Origin of the sequence: Cytobacillus firmus, assembly GCF_023657595.1 — a bacterium.
GTDB lineage: Bacteria > Bacillota > Bacilli > Bacillales > Cytobacillaceae > Cytobacillus > Cytobacillus firmus_B.
In genome coordinates, this window is record NZ_CP098323.1 from 777,060 (window position 1) to 790,346 (window position 13,287).

The following is a 13,287-nucleotide window of genomic DNA, read 5'->3' on the forward strand; positions in this document are numbered from 1 at the left end:
GGGGGGATTAGAATGACCAACCCGGTACTCACCATCGTAGTTCCTTGCTATAACGAAGAGGAGGTACTGCCGGACACCATTAATCAGCTGAATGGGCTGCTTGAAGAATTGATGAATAATGAACTTGTTTCTGATAAAAGCAAAATTTTGTTTGTGGATGATGGCAGCAGGGACCGGACCTGGCAGATCATCTATAAGCAGAGCCTGAATAACCCGCAAGTGAGGGGGCTGAAGCTTGCTAGAAATGCCGGACATCAGAATGCGCTGCTTGCGGGATTAACAGCAGCAGGAAAGGTTTCGGATTGCACGGTGTCCATCGATGCCGATCTTCAGGATGATATTGCCGTGATCCGGGAGTTTATCCTGAAATTCCGTGAAGGTTATGACATTGTCTATGGAGTTAGAAGAAAGCGGGACAGTGATACATTGTTTAAGAGAAGCACAGCACAGGGATTTTATAAGCTGATGGAGAAAATGGGCGTAGATCTTGTTTATAATCATGCTGATTTCCGCCTGATGAGCAAGCGAGCTTTGGAGGAGCTGCAGCGCTATGAGGAGGCCAATCTGTTCTTGCGGGGAATTGTGCCTATGCTGGGCTTTAAAACAGCCAGTGTTTACTATGACCGCAAGGAACGCCTTGCCGGGGAAACGAAGTACCCGCTGAAAAAAATGCTGGCCTTTTCATTTGAAGGAATCACTTCTTTTTCCGTGACGCCGATCCGGATGGTATTGGCATTGGGGATCGGATCTTTTTTTATCAGCTTTTTATTTGGCCTCTACTTTCTAGGTTTGCGCTATTTTGGAGAAACGGAAACCGGCTGGACCTCGTTAATCGCCTCGATCTGGATGCTGGGAGGACTTCAGCTGACAGCCATTGGACTGGTTGGCGAATATATTGGGAAAATCTATAAAGAGACAAAACGCAGACCTAAGTTTTCGATTGAAGTAGATGCGTTTAATTTACCGATTTCCCGTCATTTGATTACGGATGGAGACCATGATGATGAGTTCGCGGACATTCATTTTGGAACATTATCTGAAACGAACTAATACCTTTATTCGCTTTTTGATCGTAGGAACAGTCAATACATTAGTCGGGCTATCCATGATATTTATACTGCTGAATTTAGCAGGAATGTCATATTGGACAGCTACATTCCTTGGGAACAGTACGGGGGTGGCGGTCAGCTTTTTCCTGAACAGAACGTTCACCTTCAGGAGCGGGATCTGCATTCAAAGCAGTGCTGTGCGCTTCGTTTTGATTTTATTTCTGTGCTATAGTTTATCTTATTCAATTAGCGGCATGGCTGCAGAGAGTTTAAAGGGCTTTACGCTTTTCGGACATGAAGCATCGCCTGAAGAGCTTGCGGTTCTTTTGGGGGCGGGCATTTATACTGCAATCAATTATATGGGGCAGAAATACCTCGTTTTTACTAAACAGTAAAAACATCTCGGGGGATCCAAATTAGTCTCACTTATAAAGGGTGAGACTAATTTGTTTACAGTGAATCAAGCCTGGATTTTCTTCACTCATTCATTTATAAGAAAGTTATGGCACAGCAGAAGACTTTCTTTTAATTCATGACTAACCCTTTCTGAATCGTAAGCACAAACAGATAGAAGTTTTGTTTTGGCAACGATTAGATCAGCTTCTTTTTCAGAAACCGATAATTTTACCCTGACTTCCGGTTCATCCCGCCATTCGACATGAGCCCAGCTCCGGACAGCCAATTTGTGTTCTGAATATTCTTCAATTAAGTTCGGAAGATAATCGAAGATAGAATTAACTCTAAAGTCCCCCTTGGCATAATAGAAGTCATAATTATTGACGAACATTACTTTTTCCAGGCATTTATTATTCAGCTTTTCTGTGAGACTTTTCTTAATCAATGGAGTCAATCGGTCATTTTCTATAATGATTGAGTATTCATTTCGTTCTAAGCCCGAAAGAACAAATTCAATGACATTTGATATATATTGGTCCGGATTCTTGAAAAAATATAATACATGTCCCTTAGTAAGAGCTTGAATTTCATGGACTTCTTTTACCTGCATACTTTCCAAATTTGCACCCCATAGAATTCTGACATTTTATGCCTGCAATTTCAGTTTATCATACTTTGATCTTGAAAAGGGTTCAACAGCGAAAGTAGAAATTCTTCTTTTTAAAGCCCTGCTGATTGATTGTAAATAAAATGCAATAGTGTTAACCTTTAACGACATAGTGTTTTTCCTATGTAAAAAGGGGCGAATACACTATGCTTAGTAAGGAAGAAAACTTACTATTCATTCGAGAACTTGGACGTTTACAGGCTGATTATGAGAACTGTAGCGATGATCAAGTATGCAACAGCATTCATCAGGATATTCGATTACTTCTTAAGGCACTATCCATGACTGCTATGAAATAAATAGCAGTTTTTTAATGCTTAAAATTCGACGCTTGTGCAATGCTTATATGGAAGACTTTACGACTTTTCTTGCATATAATTCTGAAAAGTGTTATGCTGAATAAGAATTATTTTTGTTCGGTGTAAAGGATAGTTTGAGTAATAACTTTACGTCTTGATGATCACTGAGAGCAAGGATAGTAACACAATGTGTGGTTTACACACAAGGAGGCAACAAACATGGAAAACGGTAAAGTAAAATGGTTTAACAGTGAAAAAGGCTTCGGATTCATCGAGCGTGAAGGTGGAGAAGACGTATTCGTTCATTTCTCAGCTATCCAAGGCGAAGGCTACAAATCTCTAGAAGAAGGTCAAGAAGTGACTTTCGACGTTGAGCAAGGCCAGCGTGGAGCTCAAGCAGCTAACGTTCGCAAAGCTTAATTTTAAACCAACTCAGAGCAGGCCCTTTATGGGCCTGTTTTTTTGTGAACTTATGGGACCCCGCTCACTAATAAGCAGGGCAAATGTTTAGTATCTTATCCCCGGTCCACCTCCATCATAATTTTCGTAACATAATGCTCCTTATCATTCCGGACAACAGTATCATAAATGTACTCTTCAAATACATGCTCTCCCAAGGTTAAACCGAGCCGTTCCATTTCTGAAAAAAGCCGCTTATAGGTATCGCCGATCGTTTTTTCGCTCCCAACATGATAGCCGATGAGAAAATCCCCTTTAACAGCCCGAAAATAGGGATGGCCTTCCTTTGGATTGGGCTGCTCGATATACAAATAGCTGTAATTGGCGTATTCCCCCTTCAGCACCTGCTCACGCTTCGTTATAGACCCGATCGGGTAGCCTGAATCAAGCTGCGAGATCTGCAATTCATTAATAAAATCCGAGATGACCTCTAAAAATTCTTCGTCCGATATATTTTGAATGTTTCTGCTTAAATAAAGGGTTGCTTCCGGCAAACGCTGAAGCGTAATCCGGTTAAAATCAAGGTGGGAGGCTTCTTCCATTATGGCTATTTTGGCTTCAATCATTTTCTCCTTCATTTCGATTTCCTGACGCTTCTTTACAATCTCTTCTTTTTTCCGGTACATGATGGATAAAAAGCTTTCGGGCGATTTATTTTGCATGTATTGCTGTATATCGTTAAGCGACATGCCAAGATCTTTCAATAAATCAATCACAAAAAACAACTCTAATTGATGAATGGAATAATAGCGGTATCCTTTTTCATTTTTCATGACCGGTGACAAAATTCCAATCTGATCGTAATAAAAAATGGTCTGCTTGTTAACCTTGCAAAGCTTTGCGAATTCACCTGTCGTTAAATATTTGCCGTCTTTTTTACTCATTTTTTACATCACTGCCCTTGACTATATAGTTACTATATACACTAGGATAGATCGTATAAATAAATCAAGTTTGACTGTTTTGTAAGGAGCATGATATAGATGAAAACACCCAAAATCACATTAGGATTATTATTGACGAATTTATTCATTGCCTTTTTGGGAATCGGCCTGGTCATTCCTGTCCTGCCTACGCTGATGAATGAATTAGGCATAACGGGCACAACGGTCGGCTATTTGACAGCCGCATTTGCCTTAGCCCAGCTGATTGTTTCCCCGTTTGCAGGGAGAGCAGCCGATAAATGGGGCAGGAAAATCATGATTGTCACCGGCCTGTTTATTTTCGGTCTATCAGAATTCTTATTCGGGTTCGGCAAAGAAATCGAAGTTCTGTTCGTTTCGCGGATTTTAGGCGGGATTAGTGCGGCCTTTATTATGCCGGCCGTTACAGCCTTTATTGCGGACATTACCACGACTGAAACCCGCCCGAAGGCACTCGGGTATATGTCAGCGGCCATCAGCACCGGTTTTATCATCGGTCCAGGCATTGGCGGATTTTTAGCAGAGTTCGGAACGCGGGTGCCATTTTTCTTTGCGGGAGGACTTGGTGCGCTTGCAGCTGTGCTTTCCCTGATTTTATTAACAGAGCCTGAGCGCAATGAGGAAAATAATGAAGGAGCCGAAGCAGGAAAGAGCGGCTTAAGACGGGTGATGGAGCCAAAGTACCTCCTTGCCTTTATTCTGATTTTTATTGCCTCATTCGGGCTTGCTGCTTTTGAATCCTTCTTTAGCTTATTTGTCGATCACAAGTTTGCCTTTAAACCAGCGGATATTGCTATTGTCATAACGGGCGGAGCCATTTTTGGCGCAGTATCGCAAATTCTGCTATTTGACCGCCTCACCCGCATCTGGGGCGAAATCAAACTGATCCGCTACAGCTTACTATTATCCGGCCTGCTTGTGTTTTTAATGACCGTTGTTCATTCCTATTTTGCGATACTGCTTGTAACCTTCATTGTATTTGTAGGATTTGATTTATTCCGTCCGGCTATCACTTCTTATCTTTCCAAGATCGCCGGCAATGAACAGGGCTTTGTGGGCGGAATGAATTCGATGTTTACAAGCCTCGCGAATATCAGCGGACCTATTATAGGGGGAATGCTGTTTGATATCAATATTAACTACCCTTACTATTTCGCAGCTCTCATCACTGCAGTGGGGATTGGTTTAACCCTGCTGTGGAAAAAGCCTGCAGAGAAGGCATCCAAAGTGGTGAAGGCAATCTAAAAAGAGTGAATTAATGTTTAATTCACTCTTATCCATCATTACTGTTTAGCTCCATTTTCCGGGTAGGGCTGACCGTACCCTTCCACATTCCCGGCACGTTCTTTTTCATATTCTGATCCTGAACCCTGACGTTTTACTGCTGCGGAATTTGTTTTCTGTTTCTCTGATTTATTGTTCTGACGCGTCAAATCCTTCACCTCCCATACACAATTAGAGTGCTTAAAATTGGGAAAAGTATTCAGAGCGGGTCCGGTCTCCCTGTTCGGACAAGTACAAGGGGAAATCGGTGCGGGTGATCCGAAGCCGGGCTAACTTTGGACAGGAAAAGAGGGAAAGCGGCGGGAAGAGTCTGAACAACATGGATCAACTTCGGACACAAGAAGCGGGAATACAAGAGAAATCAGTCCAAATCTAACGCTCCTAGAAAAACAGGAGCGTTTTTTCTTGCAGAGATGAGCAGATAGTCTGAATTTAAAAGGAAAAATAATACAAAAAGGAGAAGTAATAAGATGGCTAAGGAAATAGGTAAATATCATTCAAATTTAAAAGGAGAGATTCTAATGAGCAAGCCGCTGCTGAAAGGCGTGGAAGGAATCTTTATACCGGTCAAGAACCCGGAGCTATCAGCAAGATGGTACGAAGAAATACTGGGATTTCAGCTGATTTACATGGAAAGGGAGGCAGCTGTCATGCGAATTGGGGAACAGGCGCAAACTGTCGTCTGCCTTGTCAGAACCAGTCCTCATCAGCCGATGAAGTTTCCGGAAAACCATTTTGGAGTGGGGAAATATTATAATTTCATTCCGGAAGATATTGAAGAAACTCATAAGCTTTTAATTGAAAAGGGTGTAAACGTAAATCCAATTGGCGGGGAAGGAACTGCGAGATTTTTTACATTCTTTGATCCTGATGGGAATCCGCTCGGAGTTTGCCAATGATCACATAAGTTAGCTGGCTTTTCAGGTATCTATATGCTATGTTGTAAATATATAGTAGACCTTTCTTTTGTAAATGGGAAAGGTCTGCTTTTTATATATTCAAAAAAGGATGGTGCATGGAAAATGACAGTAGAATTGAAGTTTTGCAAAGTGTTTAATCCGAGCAGGGGGGTTATCTATTATGAACCATAGTCTTGAGGCTCTCACTGAAAAAGACTTCTTTATTAAACAGCTGACGTATATTGATGAAAATCATCAGGATTTGAATGGCCTTTACCTTTCTTCGACTCCGCTAAAAGAGCGGAGAAAGGATTTTCTCAGTATTTATGTAAGGGAAGTAGAGCAATACCTTGCTCTTTGTAATCAGGCGCCGGCGGAACAGCCTTTGCGGAAAGTATTAATTGGAACAAAGGTAACTGTATTATTTGACGGGGAGGATGATCGGGAAGTTTATCATATTTGCCTCCCGGAAGAGTCAGACCCTGATAATGGCTGTATCTCGTTCCTGTCTCCGGTTGGCAGGCAGCTTCTGTTAAAAAATCTGGGAGAAAAGACGTCACTCATGATCCCAAGCGGCCAGCTGGATGTGGTCATAGAAAATATATCATGGGACCAGGGGGCAGGCTGAACGCGGGAAAAGAAGCAGAGGGACAAGTGACTTGTCCCTCTGTTCCTTTGGGAACGCTGAGATTCAAATAATTGACTTCCTAAACTGTAACATATAACATTACAGTATTGTTTCGCTGTCAGTTTATTTTGCGTAAAAGTTAAACAAACTAGGACTGAACGAAAAAGAGGAGTGATTTACTTGAATCAAAGCTATAAACCGCTGTTAGAATCTCTTCAGTTAAAAAATAATGTCGAGTTAAAAAACAGAGTGGTCCTGGCTCCGATGACCAATTTTTCATCACATCCCGATGGAACTGTGTCAGATGCCGAGATCGATTATTATGTACGCCGCTCCAAAGGGGCCGGAATGGTGATTACGGCCTGTACAAATGTGACGGCCAACGGAAAGGGATTCCATGGTGAATTCGGCGGCGATCATGACGGGATGATTCCAAGTCTTTCAAGGCTGGCATCAAGCATTAAAGAGCAGGGTGCCAAAGCCATTCTGCAGATCTTTCATGGCGGGAGGGAATGCCCTCCAGAGCTCGTTCCAAATGGCGAAACGGTCAGTGCCAGTGAGGTTGCGTCTGAAGGAAGCAGCAATACGCCAAGAGCACTGACGGAAAAAGAAGTGGAGGATATCATTGCTGCTTTCGGCGAAACTACCCGCCGGGCAATCCAGGCAGGCTATGATGGCGTTGAAATTCACGGCGCCAATGGCTACTTAATACAGCAGTTCTTTTCTCCGCATTCAAATCGACGTGAGGACCGATTCGGAGGCAGCCTTGAGAAGCGCATGACGTTCCCTCTTGCTGTGGTAGATGCAGTTCAAAAAGCGGTAAAAGAACATGCAATGGAGCCGTTCATTGTCGGATACCGTTTTTCTCCGGAAGAACCGACCGATCCAGGAATCACTATGGACGATACTCTTCAACTGGTGGATGTCCTGTCAGATAAAGGGCTGGACTACCTTCATGTCTCCCTGATGGACTTCTGGTCCAAACCGAGACGCGGGGCTGATGAAGCTAAGCCAAGAATTCAGCATCTGTTAGAAAAGATCGATAACCGTGTACCGCTTATCGGGGTAGGGGCAATCCATACTCCTGATGAAGCTGTGAAAGCACTGGAAACAGGAGTGGCCATGGTCGCCCTTGGCCGCGAGCTGATTATGGAGCCGGATTGGGTGCAGAAGGTGCAGGAAGGAAAAGAATCTGAAATTGCCGTCACATTATCTAAAAAGGATCAGGAGAAACTGGTTATCCCGGATCCGCTCTGGCAGGCAATTGTGAACACTCCGGGGTGGTTTCCGGTTGTGGATTAAATGATTGGATGACCGTACATTTATAATTATATTAAAGGGCAGAAGTGACAGCTTTCATTGTCATTTCTGCCCTTTTGTTTTTTCTCCATCTTGCTTCCTCCATCCCACGCTGAACAGTTCCATCCATAAAATCAGCCATTTTTTTTCAAAAAAAAATTCTTTGACATTTTCCTGACACATTGGGCCTTTAAAGTATGACTTGTAAGGCAAACGAAAACTAATTCCAATTCAAAATAGATAAGAAGGAAGTGTTCAATCATGACAGAGTTTAACGAAGAAAGCAGGACGGAGAACCGAGCAGCGAAAAAGCCGGTATGGAAAGGATTCCTGTCAACCGTGGCAGCAGGTGTGCTGGGTTCGGCGCTTACGCTGACAGCCGTTCCGTATTTCCAGGAAGACACACCGCAGGCAACGGTTCCGGAAGAAGCTGGACAAGCTGAAAGCTCATCCAATCTTGATGTGACGCCAGTATCTTCTTCATCCAATTCCCTGGCGGATACAATTGAACAGGCTTCGAAGGCGATTGTCGGCGTTGTGAATATGCAGCAGCAAAACAATAATCCGTTCAGCCAGTCAAGTGAAGCATTAGAAAGCGGAACGGGTTCGGGGGTTATTTTTAAAAAGACAGATGATGCGGCCTACATTGTGACCAACAACCATGTGATTGAAAATGCAAGCGAAATTCAGGTGACACTGCATGATGGTGAGAAGGCAACAGCAGAATTGATTGGAACCGATGCGCTGACAGACATTGCGGTGCTGAAAATCAAAGGGGATGTAGACGCTGCAGCCATGACGTTTGGCGATTCTTCCAAGCTGAGAGCCGGCGATCAGGTGCTGGCGATTGGCAATCCGCTTGGGCTTGATTTATCCAGAACAGTGACACAGGGCATTGTGAGTGCGGTCGACCGCTCGATTGAAGTCAGCACTTCTGCAGGGGAATGGAACTTAAATGTCATTCAGACGGATGCAGCGATCAACCCTGGCAACAGCGGCGGCGCATTGATGAATACATCCGGCCAGCTGGTTGGGATCAACAGCCTGAAAATTGCGGACAGCGGGGTGGAAGGCCTTGGGTTTGCCATCCCAAGCAATGAAGTGAAAACACTGATTGATCAGCTGATTGAAAATGGACAAGTGGTCCGCCCGTATCTTGGCGTTGGATTGGTAAGCTTTGACGAAGTGCCGCCTCAATATTTGCGCAATCTTCCTGATGGCGTGACAAACGGGGCAATTGTGGCGAATGTTGACCCGGATTCGGCAGCTGCCAAAGCCGGTCTTCAGGTGGAAGACATTCTCGTCAGTATTGGCGGAAAGCAAATTACGAATTCAGGAGATTTGCGCAAGCATTTATACAGCGGTTTTTCGATTGGCGATAAGATGAAAATTAAATTTTACCGCGGGGGAGAAATGAAAACAGCTGAAGTCACGCTGACAAGCAATCAGAAAGTGAATTAGGAGAGGGGAACAGGATGAAGAATAAGAAAGTTTTCTATTGGATTTTAGGCAGTGCAGTAACAATCGGGGCAGCGGCAGCCATCTTTTTTACAATAAAAGAGGATGATGCTGCTGCAACCGTAAACGGGGAAGAAATCAGCAGGGATGAGCTGCATGAGCGTCTCGTTGACCAGTACGGGCAGGAGCTTCTGGATTCGCTGATCACCGAGAAAGTGATTGATCAGGAAGCGAAGAAAGAAAATGTGAAAGTGACACAGGAAGAAATTAATGAGGAAAAGGCAGTATATGCGGAGTCCTATGGCGGGGAGGATGCTTTAAAGCAGACGCTCGAATCAAGCGGCCTGACGATGGCTGATTTTGAGGAGGATATCGAATCCTACCTGGCAACGAAGAAGCTGCTGGAACCCAGGATTGAGATTTCGGAAGAAGATATGAAAGCCTATTTTGATGAAAACAAAGACAGCTTTGCCCAGGAGGAACAGGTGTCGGCTAGCCATATTTTAGTAGAAGATGAGAAAACGGCAAATGAAGTCATTGAGAAGCTGAAAGATGGCGGCGATTTTGCAGAGCTGGCAGCTGAATACTCAACGGATGAAAGCAATAAAGATGCGGGCGGTGACCTCGGCTTTTTCGGAAAGGGAGACATGGTCGAGGAATTTGAGAAAGTTGCATTCGCACTCGAGCCTGGCAAAATCAGCGAGCCAGTTAAAACGGAATATGGCTATCATGTCATCAGGGTAGCAGAAAAGCAGGAAGCAAAAGAAGCAGTTTATGAAGATGTGAAAGAAGAGGTTAAAAATACATTATTTGAAACAGAGATGCAGACTGAATACACTGCATGGCTGGAAGAAAAATTTGAAGAATATGAGATTAAGCATTATTTAGAGGGCTGAGGGGAATTTTGAGATGAATTTTTTAAAACGAGCGTTTTTAAGCGTGAAGGCCCGAAAAGGGAAAAGCATTCTGCAGATCTTCGTATTTACCGTGATTTGTGTATTAGTGCTGGCTGGACTATCGATCCAGACAGCTGCCGAAAAGTCGGGAGATCTCGCCCGGCAGAAGCTTGGGGCAGATGTCACCCTGCAGGCTGATATGGAAAAATTGAGAGAGCAGGCGGTGTCCGAGCAGCAGAGCGGAGGGGAGCGGGTACGTTTCCAGTCAGTGTCTGTCCCGCTTGAAGCCGCCGATGAGCTGGCTTCTTATGATCAGATTAAAGGCTATAATTTTTACTCATCTACTACGGGGATAGCCTCAGATTTTGAGCCGATTGAAAGCGAGTCGGCTGCCTCTGACACATCTGAAGAAAGCAGTGAAGGGCAGGAGCCTGGGAGAGGCATGCCGGGCGGAATGATGCAGGGGGATGTGAGCCTGCAGGGGGTTGCCTTTACAGACTCGGTTGCGGAGTTTATGGATGGAACCTCCTCGATTGTTGAAGGAACCGGGATCACTGAAGAGCATATCGGGGAAAATGTCGCGCTGATTGAACAGACATTGGCGGAAGAAAATGAGCTGGGTGTTGGCGGCAAGATTACTGTTAGGAACCCGCGTGATGAAACGGCTGTAATGGAGCTTGAAGTAATCGGAATCTATCAAACAGCTTCTGCCGGATCTGATCAGGCAATGGATTTTACAGCACTGAATCCTTATAACAAGCTGTATGTTCCATATACTGCTGCTGCAGCACTAAAAGGATCTGACTACAAAAATACAATCGATAGCGCTATCTACTACATAGATGATCCTGCTGATATGCAGAGCTTTATCGATCAGGCAAAAGCAGAGAGCAGCATCGATTTCGAAACGTTCAAGCTAGATGCCGATGACCAGCTTTATCAGCAGATGGTCGGCCCGATTGAGAACGTAGCAAGCTTTTCGAAAAATATTGTGTATTTGGTGTCCATTGCAGGAGCCATCATATTAGGTCTAATCGTCATGATGTCGATCCGTGAGCGGAAGTATGAAATGGGCGTCCTGCTTGCGATCGGGGAAAAAAGGTGGAAGCTCGCAGGCCAATTTATGGCGGAAATTTTAGTCGTGGCTGTCCTATCGCTCGGCATTGCCACAGCGAGCGGCAATGTGGTGGCGAGCCAGCTTGGCGACCAGCTCCTGAATCAGGAATTGGCATCAGCGGAACAGACCAAAACACCGGAATCCTTCAGAGGAAGAGGCATGGGCGGCTTCGGTCCGGGAATGCTGCAGGCTCAGGAAACAGTGGAGACAATAGATGAAATGAATGTTCAGGTAACAGGACAAGAGCTTGGCTTTCTTGCGCTAATTGGCCTCGTGATAGCGGCATTGTCGGCATTATTGCCTTCGTTAACCGTTTTGCGCCTTCAGCCAAAAGCCATTCTAAGCAAGCAGGATTAAAAGGAGATGGAAAAATGAGTTCATTGCTGGAATTTAAAGATATCAGCTACTGGTATAAACACGAAAATAAAAAACACGATATCTTGAAAAATATTAATGTGAGTTTTGAAAAAGGGAATTTTTACAGCATAATCGGGCCGTCCGGATCGGGGAAAACGACATTTCTGGCACTGGCCAGTGCCCTGGATGTTCCGAAAGAGGGAGAAGTGCTGTACGAAGGAAAGGACATCCGAAAGATCGGGCTGACGCGGTTCCGGAACAAATTTGTCTCGACTGTCTTTCAATCCTATAATCTTCTTCCTTATATGACAGCCCTGCAGAATGTATTGACGGCGATGGAGATTACAGGGTCTTCTGCGAAAAATAAAAAGGCAATTGCTGTGGAGATGCTGAAGCGGGTCGGGATTTCAGAAATTCAGGCACGGCAAAAAGTGCTTACATTAAGCGGCGGCCAGCAGCAGCGTGTGTCCATTGCACGGGCCTTGTGCTGTGACGCCGAGCTGATTGTGGCGGATGAGCCGACCGGCAATCTGGATGAAGATACCGCTAAGGAGATTGTCGGGCTCTTACGGGCGCTGGCCCATGAAGAAGGGAAATGCGTGATCGTCGTTACGCATGACCCCGACATTGCGAGAGATTCGGATGTGGTTGTGAAGCTTTCGAAAGGGAGTATTACGGTTACATCGAATGAACCCGAGCTGGTTTCAAATTGAAAAAAGGTGCCTTTTCCTGAGGGAAGGGGCACCTTTTTTTGAACTTTAAAACAGACGGTGGAATGGGAAGTGGCACATATAATTGAATAGTGGCACATAATCGAGCAAAATTGGACCATAAAATGAAAAAGTGGTACGCAAATCATTAAAAGTGGCACATAAATCTTTATTCGTACAGCCCGCCCGTATACATCCTCGTCAAATTCACAATCACGTCATCCATCTGATACTTCTCCTCATTCATAACCAGCTCCCACATGAACATCTCATTTGAATAAAACCAGCCTCTCGCGGTAAGGGCCGGATCGAGGTGTTCTTTGGCAAGCTTTTGTGCCTGTGCGTAGCGGATATCGACTGAAATCCGCTCGATGAAGCGTTCGCGGATTCCGTACCATTTTTCCTCTATCTCAGATGAGACGCCGATTGCCTCTTTTACGACCTTCATCATATCCCGCTCGTCCAAAGCCAGCTGCAGGAACAGCCTTACCTGCTTCTTAATATTTTCATAGGCCTCTTCTTTGGCCTGTGGCTTAAAGGGCATCTCTGCCACTTCGTAAAATTGGTTCATGAGATCTTCCATTAAGGTAATGAAAAGCTCGTCTTTATTTTTAAAATAGACGTACGCCGTGCCGTAGCCTGTTTTAGCTTTTTTAATCACTTGGGAGATGGTTGCTTTTTGGAAACCGTTTTCGAGAAAAACTTCTTTTCCGGCCTGGAGAAGCTTTTGGCGTGTTTTCAGGGCCTGCTGCTGCCTTGCCGGCAATTGATCGATCGGGTTCGTCATTTCTTTCATTCCTTCGTTCATTTTCTGACAACTATACTGACATTATATCATTGACATAG

Annotated in this window: 15 protein-coding genes; 11 read left to right on the top strand and 4 right to left on the bottom strand. The window is 44.5% G+C overall.

The window, feature by feature from the left end:
- Nucleotides 1-12 precede the first annotated feature (12 nt).
- Together NAF01_RS04195 and NAF01_RS04200 are read left to right on the top strand one after the other, a co-directional pair.
- Nucleotides 13-1,050, top strand: a complete 1,038-nt coding sequence (locus NAF01_RS04195; RefSeq protein ID WP_250801849.1) for a glycosyltransferase family 2 protein — start codon at nucleotides 13-15, stop codon at nucleotides 1,048-1,050.
- Nucleotides 1,025-1,444 carry a GtrA family protein gene (locus tag NAF01_RS04200; RefSeq protein WP_350457425.1) on the top strand — a complete coding sequence of 140 codons (420 nt, stop codon included), beginning with the start codon at nucleotides 1,025-1,027 and terminating at the stop codon, nucleotides 1,442-1,444. Before NAF01_RS04195 ends, NAF01_RS04200 begins: the two co-directional genes overlap by 26 nt.
- Nucleotides 1,445-1,530: 86 nt before the next feature.
- On the opposite strand, the gene NAF01_RS04205 is transcribed toward NAF01_RS04200, so the two are convergent.
- A complete protein-coding gene (locus NAF01_RS04205; RefSeq protein ID WP_226619727.1) occupies nucleotides 1,531-2,055 on the bottom strand; it encodes an MEDS domain-containing protein in 525 nt (174 codons plus the stop codon).
- A 575-nt stretch (nucleotides 2,056-2,630) separates the two neighbouring features.
- On the opposite strand from NAF01_RS04205, the gene NAF01_RS04210 reads away from it, so the two are divergent.
- Nucleotides 2,631-2,831, top strand: a complete 201-nt coding sequence (locus tag NAF01_RS04210; RefSeq protein WP_009335135.1) for a cold-shock protein — start codon at nucleotides 2,631-2,633, stop codon at nucleotides 2,829-2,831.
- Between the two features lie 95 nt (nucleotides 2,832-2,926).
- Here NAF01_RS04210 and NAF01_RS04215 read toward each other — a convergent pair whose 3' ends face one another.
- Entirely contained in the window at nucleotides 2,927-3,754 is an 828-nt protein-coding gene (locus NAF01_RS04215) for a MerR family transcriptional regulator (protein ID WP_163144949.1), read from the bottom strand.
- A gap of 99 nt (nucleotides 3,755-3,853) precedes the next feature.
- Here NAF01_RS04215 and norA point away from each other — a divergent pair, with 99 nt between their 5' ends.
- The gene (gene norA / locus NAF01_RS04220) at nucleotides 3,854-5,038 is read left to right on the top strand and encodes a multidrug efflux MFS transporter NorA (RefSeq protein WP_163144948.1); all 1,185 of its coding nucleotides are present in this window, start codon (nucleotides 3,854-3,856) and stop codon (nucleotides 5,036-5,038) included.
- A gap of 38 nt (nucleotides 5,039-5,076) precedes the next feature.
- Here the strand turns inward: norA and NAF01_RS04225 are convergent, their stop codons facing one another.
- Nucleotides 5,077-5,226: a hypothetical protein gene (locus NAF01_RS04225; RefSeq protein WP_163144947.1), complete on the bottom strand. Its 150-nt coding sequence runs from the start codon at nucleotides 5,224-5,226 to the stop codon at nucleotides 5,077-5,079.
- A 372-nt stretch (nucleotides 5,227-5,598) separates the two neighbouring features.
- Here NAF01_RS04225 and NAF01_RS04230 point away from each other — a divergent pair, with 372 nt between their 5' ends.
- From NAF01_RS04230 to NAF01_RS04260, 7 genes are all read left to right on the top strand, one after another.
- Nucleotides 5,599-5,976, top strand: coding sequence for a VOC family protein (locus tag NAF01_RS04230; protein WP_163145006.1), 378 nt, complete (start codon nucleotides 5,599-5,601; stop codon nucleotides 5,974-5,976).
- A gap of 181 nt (nucleotides 5,977-6,157) precedes the next feature.
- Entirely contained in the window at nucleotides 6,158-6,604 is a 447-nt protein-coding gene (locus NAF01_RS04235; protein WP_163144946.1) for a GreA/GreB family elongation factor, read from the top strand.
- 180 nt (nucleotides 6,605-6,784) lie between these two features.
- Nucleotides 6,785-7,906, top strand: a complete 1,122-nt coding sequence (locus NAF01_RS04240) for an NADH-dependent flavin oxidoreductase (RefSeq protein ID WP_250801850.1) — start codon at nucleotides 6,785-6,787, stop codon at nucleotides 7,904-7,906.
- 258 nt (nucleotides 7,907-8,164) lie between these two features.
- The gene (locus tag NAF01_RS04245) at nucleotides 8,165-9,364 is read left to right on the top strand and encodes a S1C family serine protease (RefSeq protein ID WP_250801851.1); all 1,200 of its coding nucleotides are present in this window, start codon (nucleotides 8,165-8,167) and stop codon (nucleotides 9,362-9,364) included.
- A gap of 14 nt (nucleotides 9,365-9,378) precedes the next feature.
- The gene (locus NAF01_RS04250) at nucleotides 9,379-10,257 is read left to right on the top strand and encodes a peptidylprolyl isomerase (RefSeq protein WP_250801852.1); all 879 of its coding nucleotides are present in this window, start codon (nucleotides 9,379-9,381) and stop codon (nucleotides 10,255-10,257) included.
- 13 nt (nucleotides 10,258-10,270) lie between these two features.
- Nucleotides 10,271-11,731 carry an ABC transporter permease gene (locus NAF01_RS04255; RefSeq protein WP_250801853.1) on the top strand — a complete coding sequence of 487 codons (1,461 nt, stop codon included), beginning with the start codon at nucleotides 10,271-10,273 and terminating at the stop codon, nucleotides 11,729-11,731.
- Nucleotides 11,732-11,745: 14 nt separating this feature from the next.
- Entirely contained in the window at nucleotides 11,746-12,444 is a 699-nt protein-coding gene (locus NAF01_RS04260; protein WP_250801854.1) for an ABC transporter ATP-binding protein, read from the top strand.
- A 166-nt stretch (nucleotides 12,445-12,610) separates the two neighbouring features.
- Here the strand turns inward: NAF01_RS04260 and NAF01_RS04265 are convergent, their stop codons facing one another.
- Complete coding sequence (locus NAF01_RS04265; protein ID WP_197246971.1) at nucleotides 12,611-13,228, bottom strand: TetR/AcrR family transcriptional regulator; 618 nt, start codon at nucleotides 13,226-13,228, stop codon at nucleotides 12,611-12,613.
- Between the last annotated feature and the right edge of the window lie 59 nt (nucleotides 13,229-13,287).

What these genes read in the sequence shown, in the direction of transcription:
- NAF01_RS04250 (WP_250801852.1), top strand. Translation starts at nt 9,379, where the DNA reads ATGAAGAATAAGAAAGTTTTCTATTGGATTTTAGGCAGTGCAGTAACA.
- NAF01_RS04210 (WP_009335135.1), top strand. Translation starts at nt 2,631, where the DNA reads ATGGAAAACGGTAAAGTAAAATGGTTTAACAGTGAAAAAGGCTTCGGA.
- NAF01_RS04255 (WP_250801853.1), top strand. Translation starts at nt 10,271, where the DNA reads ATGAATTTTTTAAAACGAGCGTTTTTAAGCGTGAAGGCCCGAAAAGGG.
- NAF01_RS04265 (WP_197246971.1), bottom strand. Translation starts at nt 13,228, where the DNA reads ATGACGAACCCGATCGATCAATTGCCGGCAAGGCAGCAGCAGGCCCTG.
- NAF01_RS04235 (WP_163144946.1), top strand. Translation starts at nt 6,158, where the DNA reads ATGAACCATAGTCTTGAGGCTCTCACTGAAAAAGACTTCTTTATTAAA.
- NAF01_RS04245 (WP_250801851.1), top strand. Translation starts at nt 8,165, where the DNA reads ATGACAGAGTTTAACGAAGAAAGCAGGACGGAGAACCGAGCAGCGAAA.
- norA (WP_163144948.1), top strand. Translation starts at nt 3,854, where the DNA reads ATGAAAACACCCAAAATCACATTAGGATTATTATTGACGAATTTATTC.
- NAF01_RS04195 (WP_250801849.1), top strand. Translation starts at nt 13, where the DNA reads ATGACCAACCCGGTACTCACCATCGTAGTTCCTTGCTATAACGAAGAG.
- NAF01_RS04260 (WP_250801854.1), top strand. Translation starts at nt 11,746, where the DNA reads ATGAGTTCATTGCTGGAATTTAAAGATATCAGCTACTGGTATAAACAC.
- NAF01_RS04205 (WP_226619727.1), bottom strand. Translation starts at nt 2,055, where the DNA reads ATGCAGGTAAAAGAAGTCCATGAAATTCAAGCTCTTACTAAGGGACAT.
- NAF01_RS04230 (WP_163145006.1), top strand. Translation starts at nt 5,599, where the DNA reads ATGAGCAAGCCGCTGCTGAAAGGCGTGGAAGGAATCTTTATACCGGTC.
- NAF01_RS04215 (WP_163144949.1), bottom strand. Translation starts at nt 3,754, where the DNA reads ATGAGTAAAAAAGACGGCAAATATTTAACGACAGGTGAATTCGCAAAG.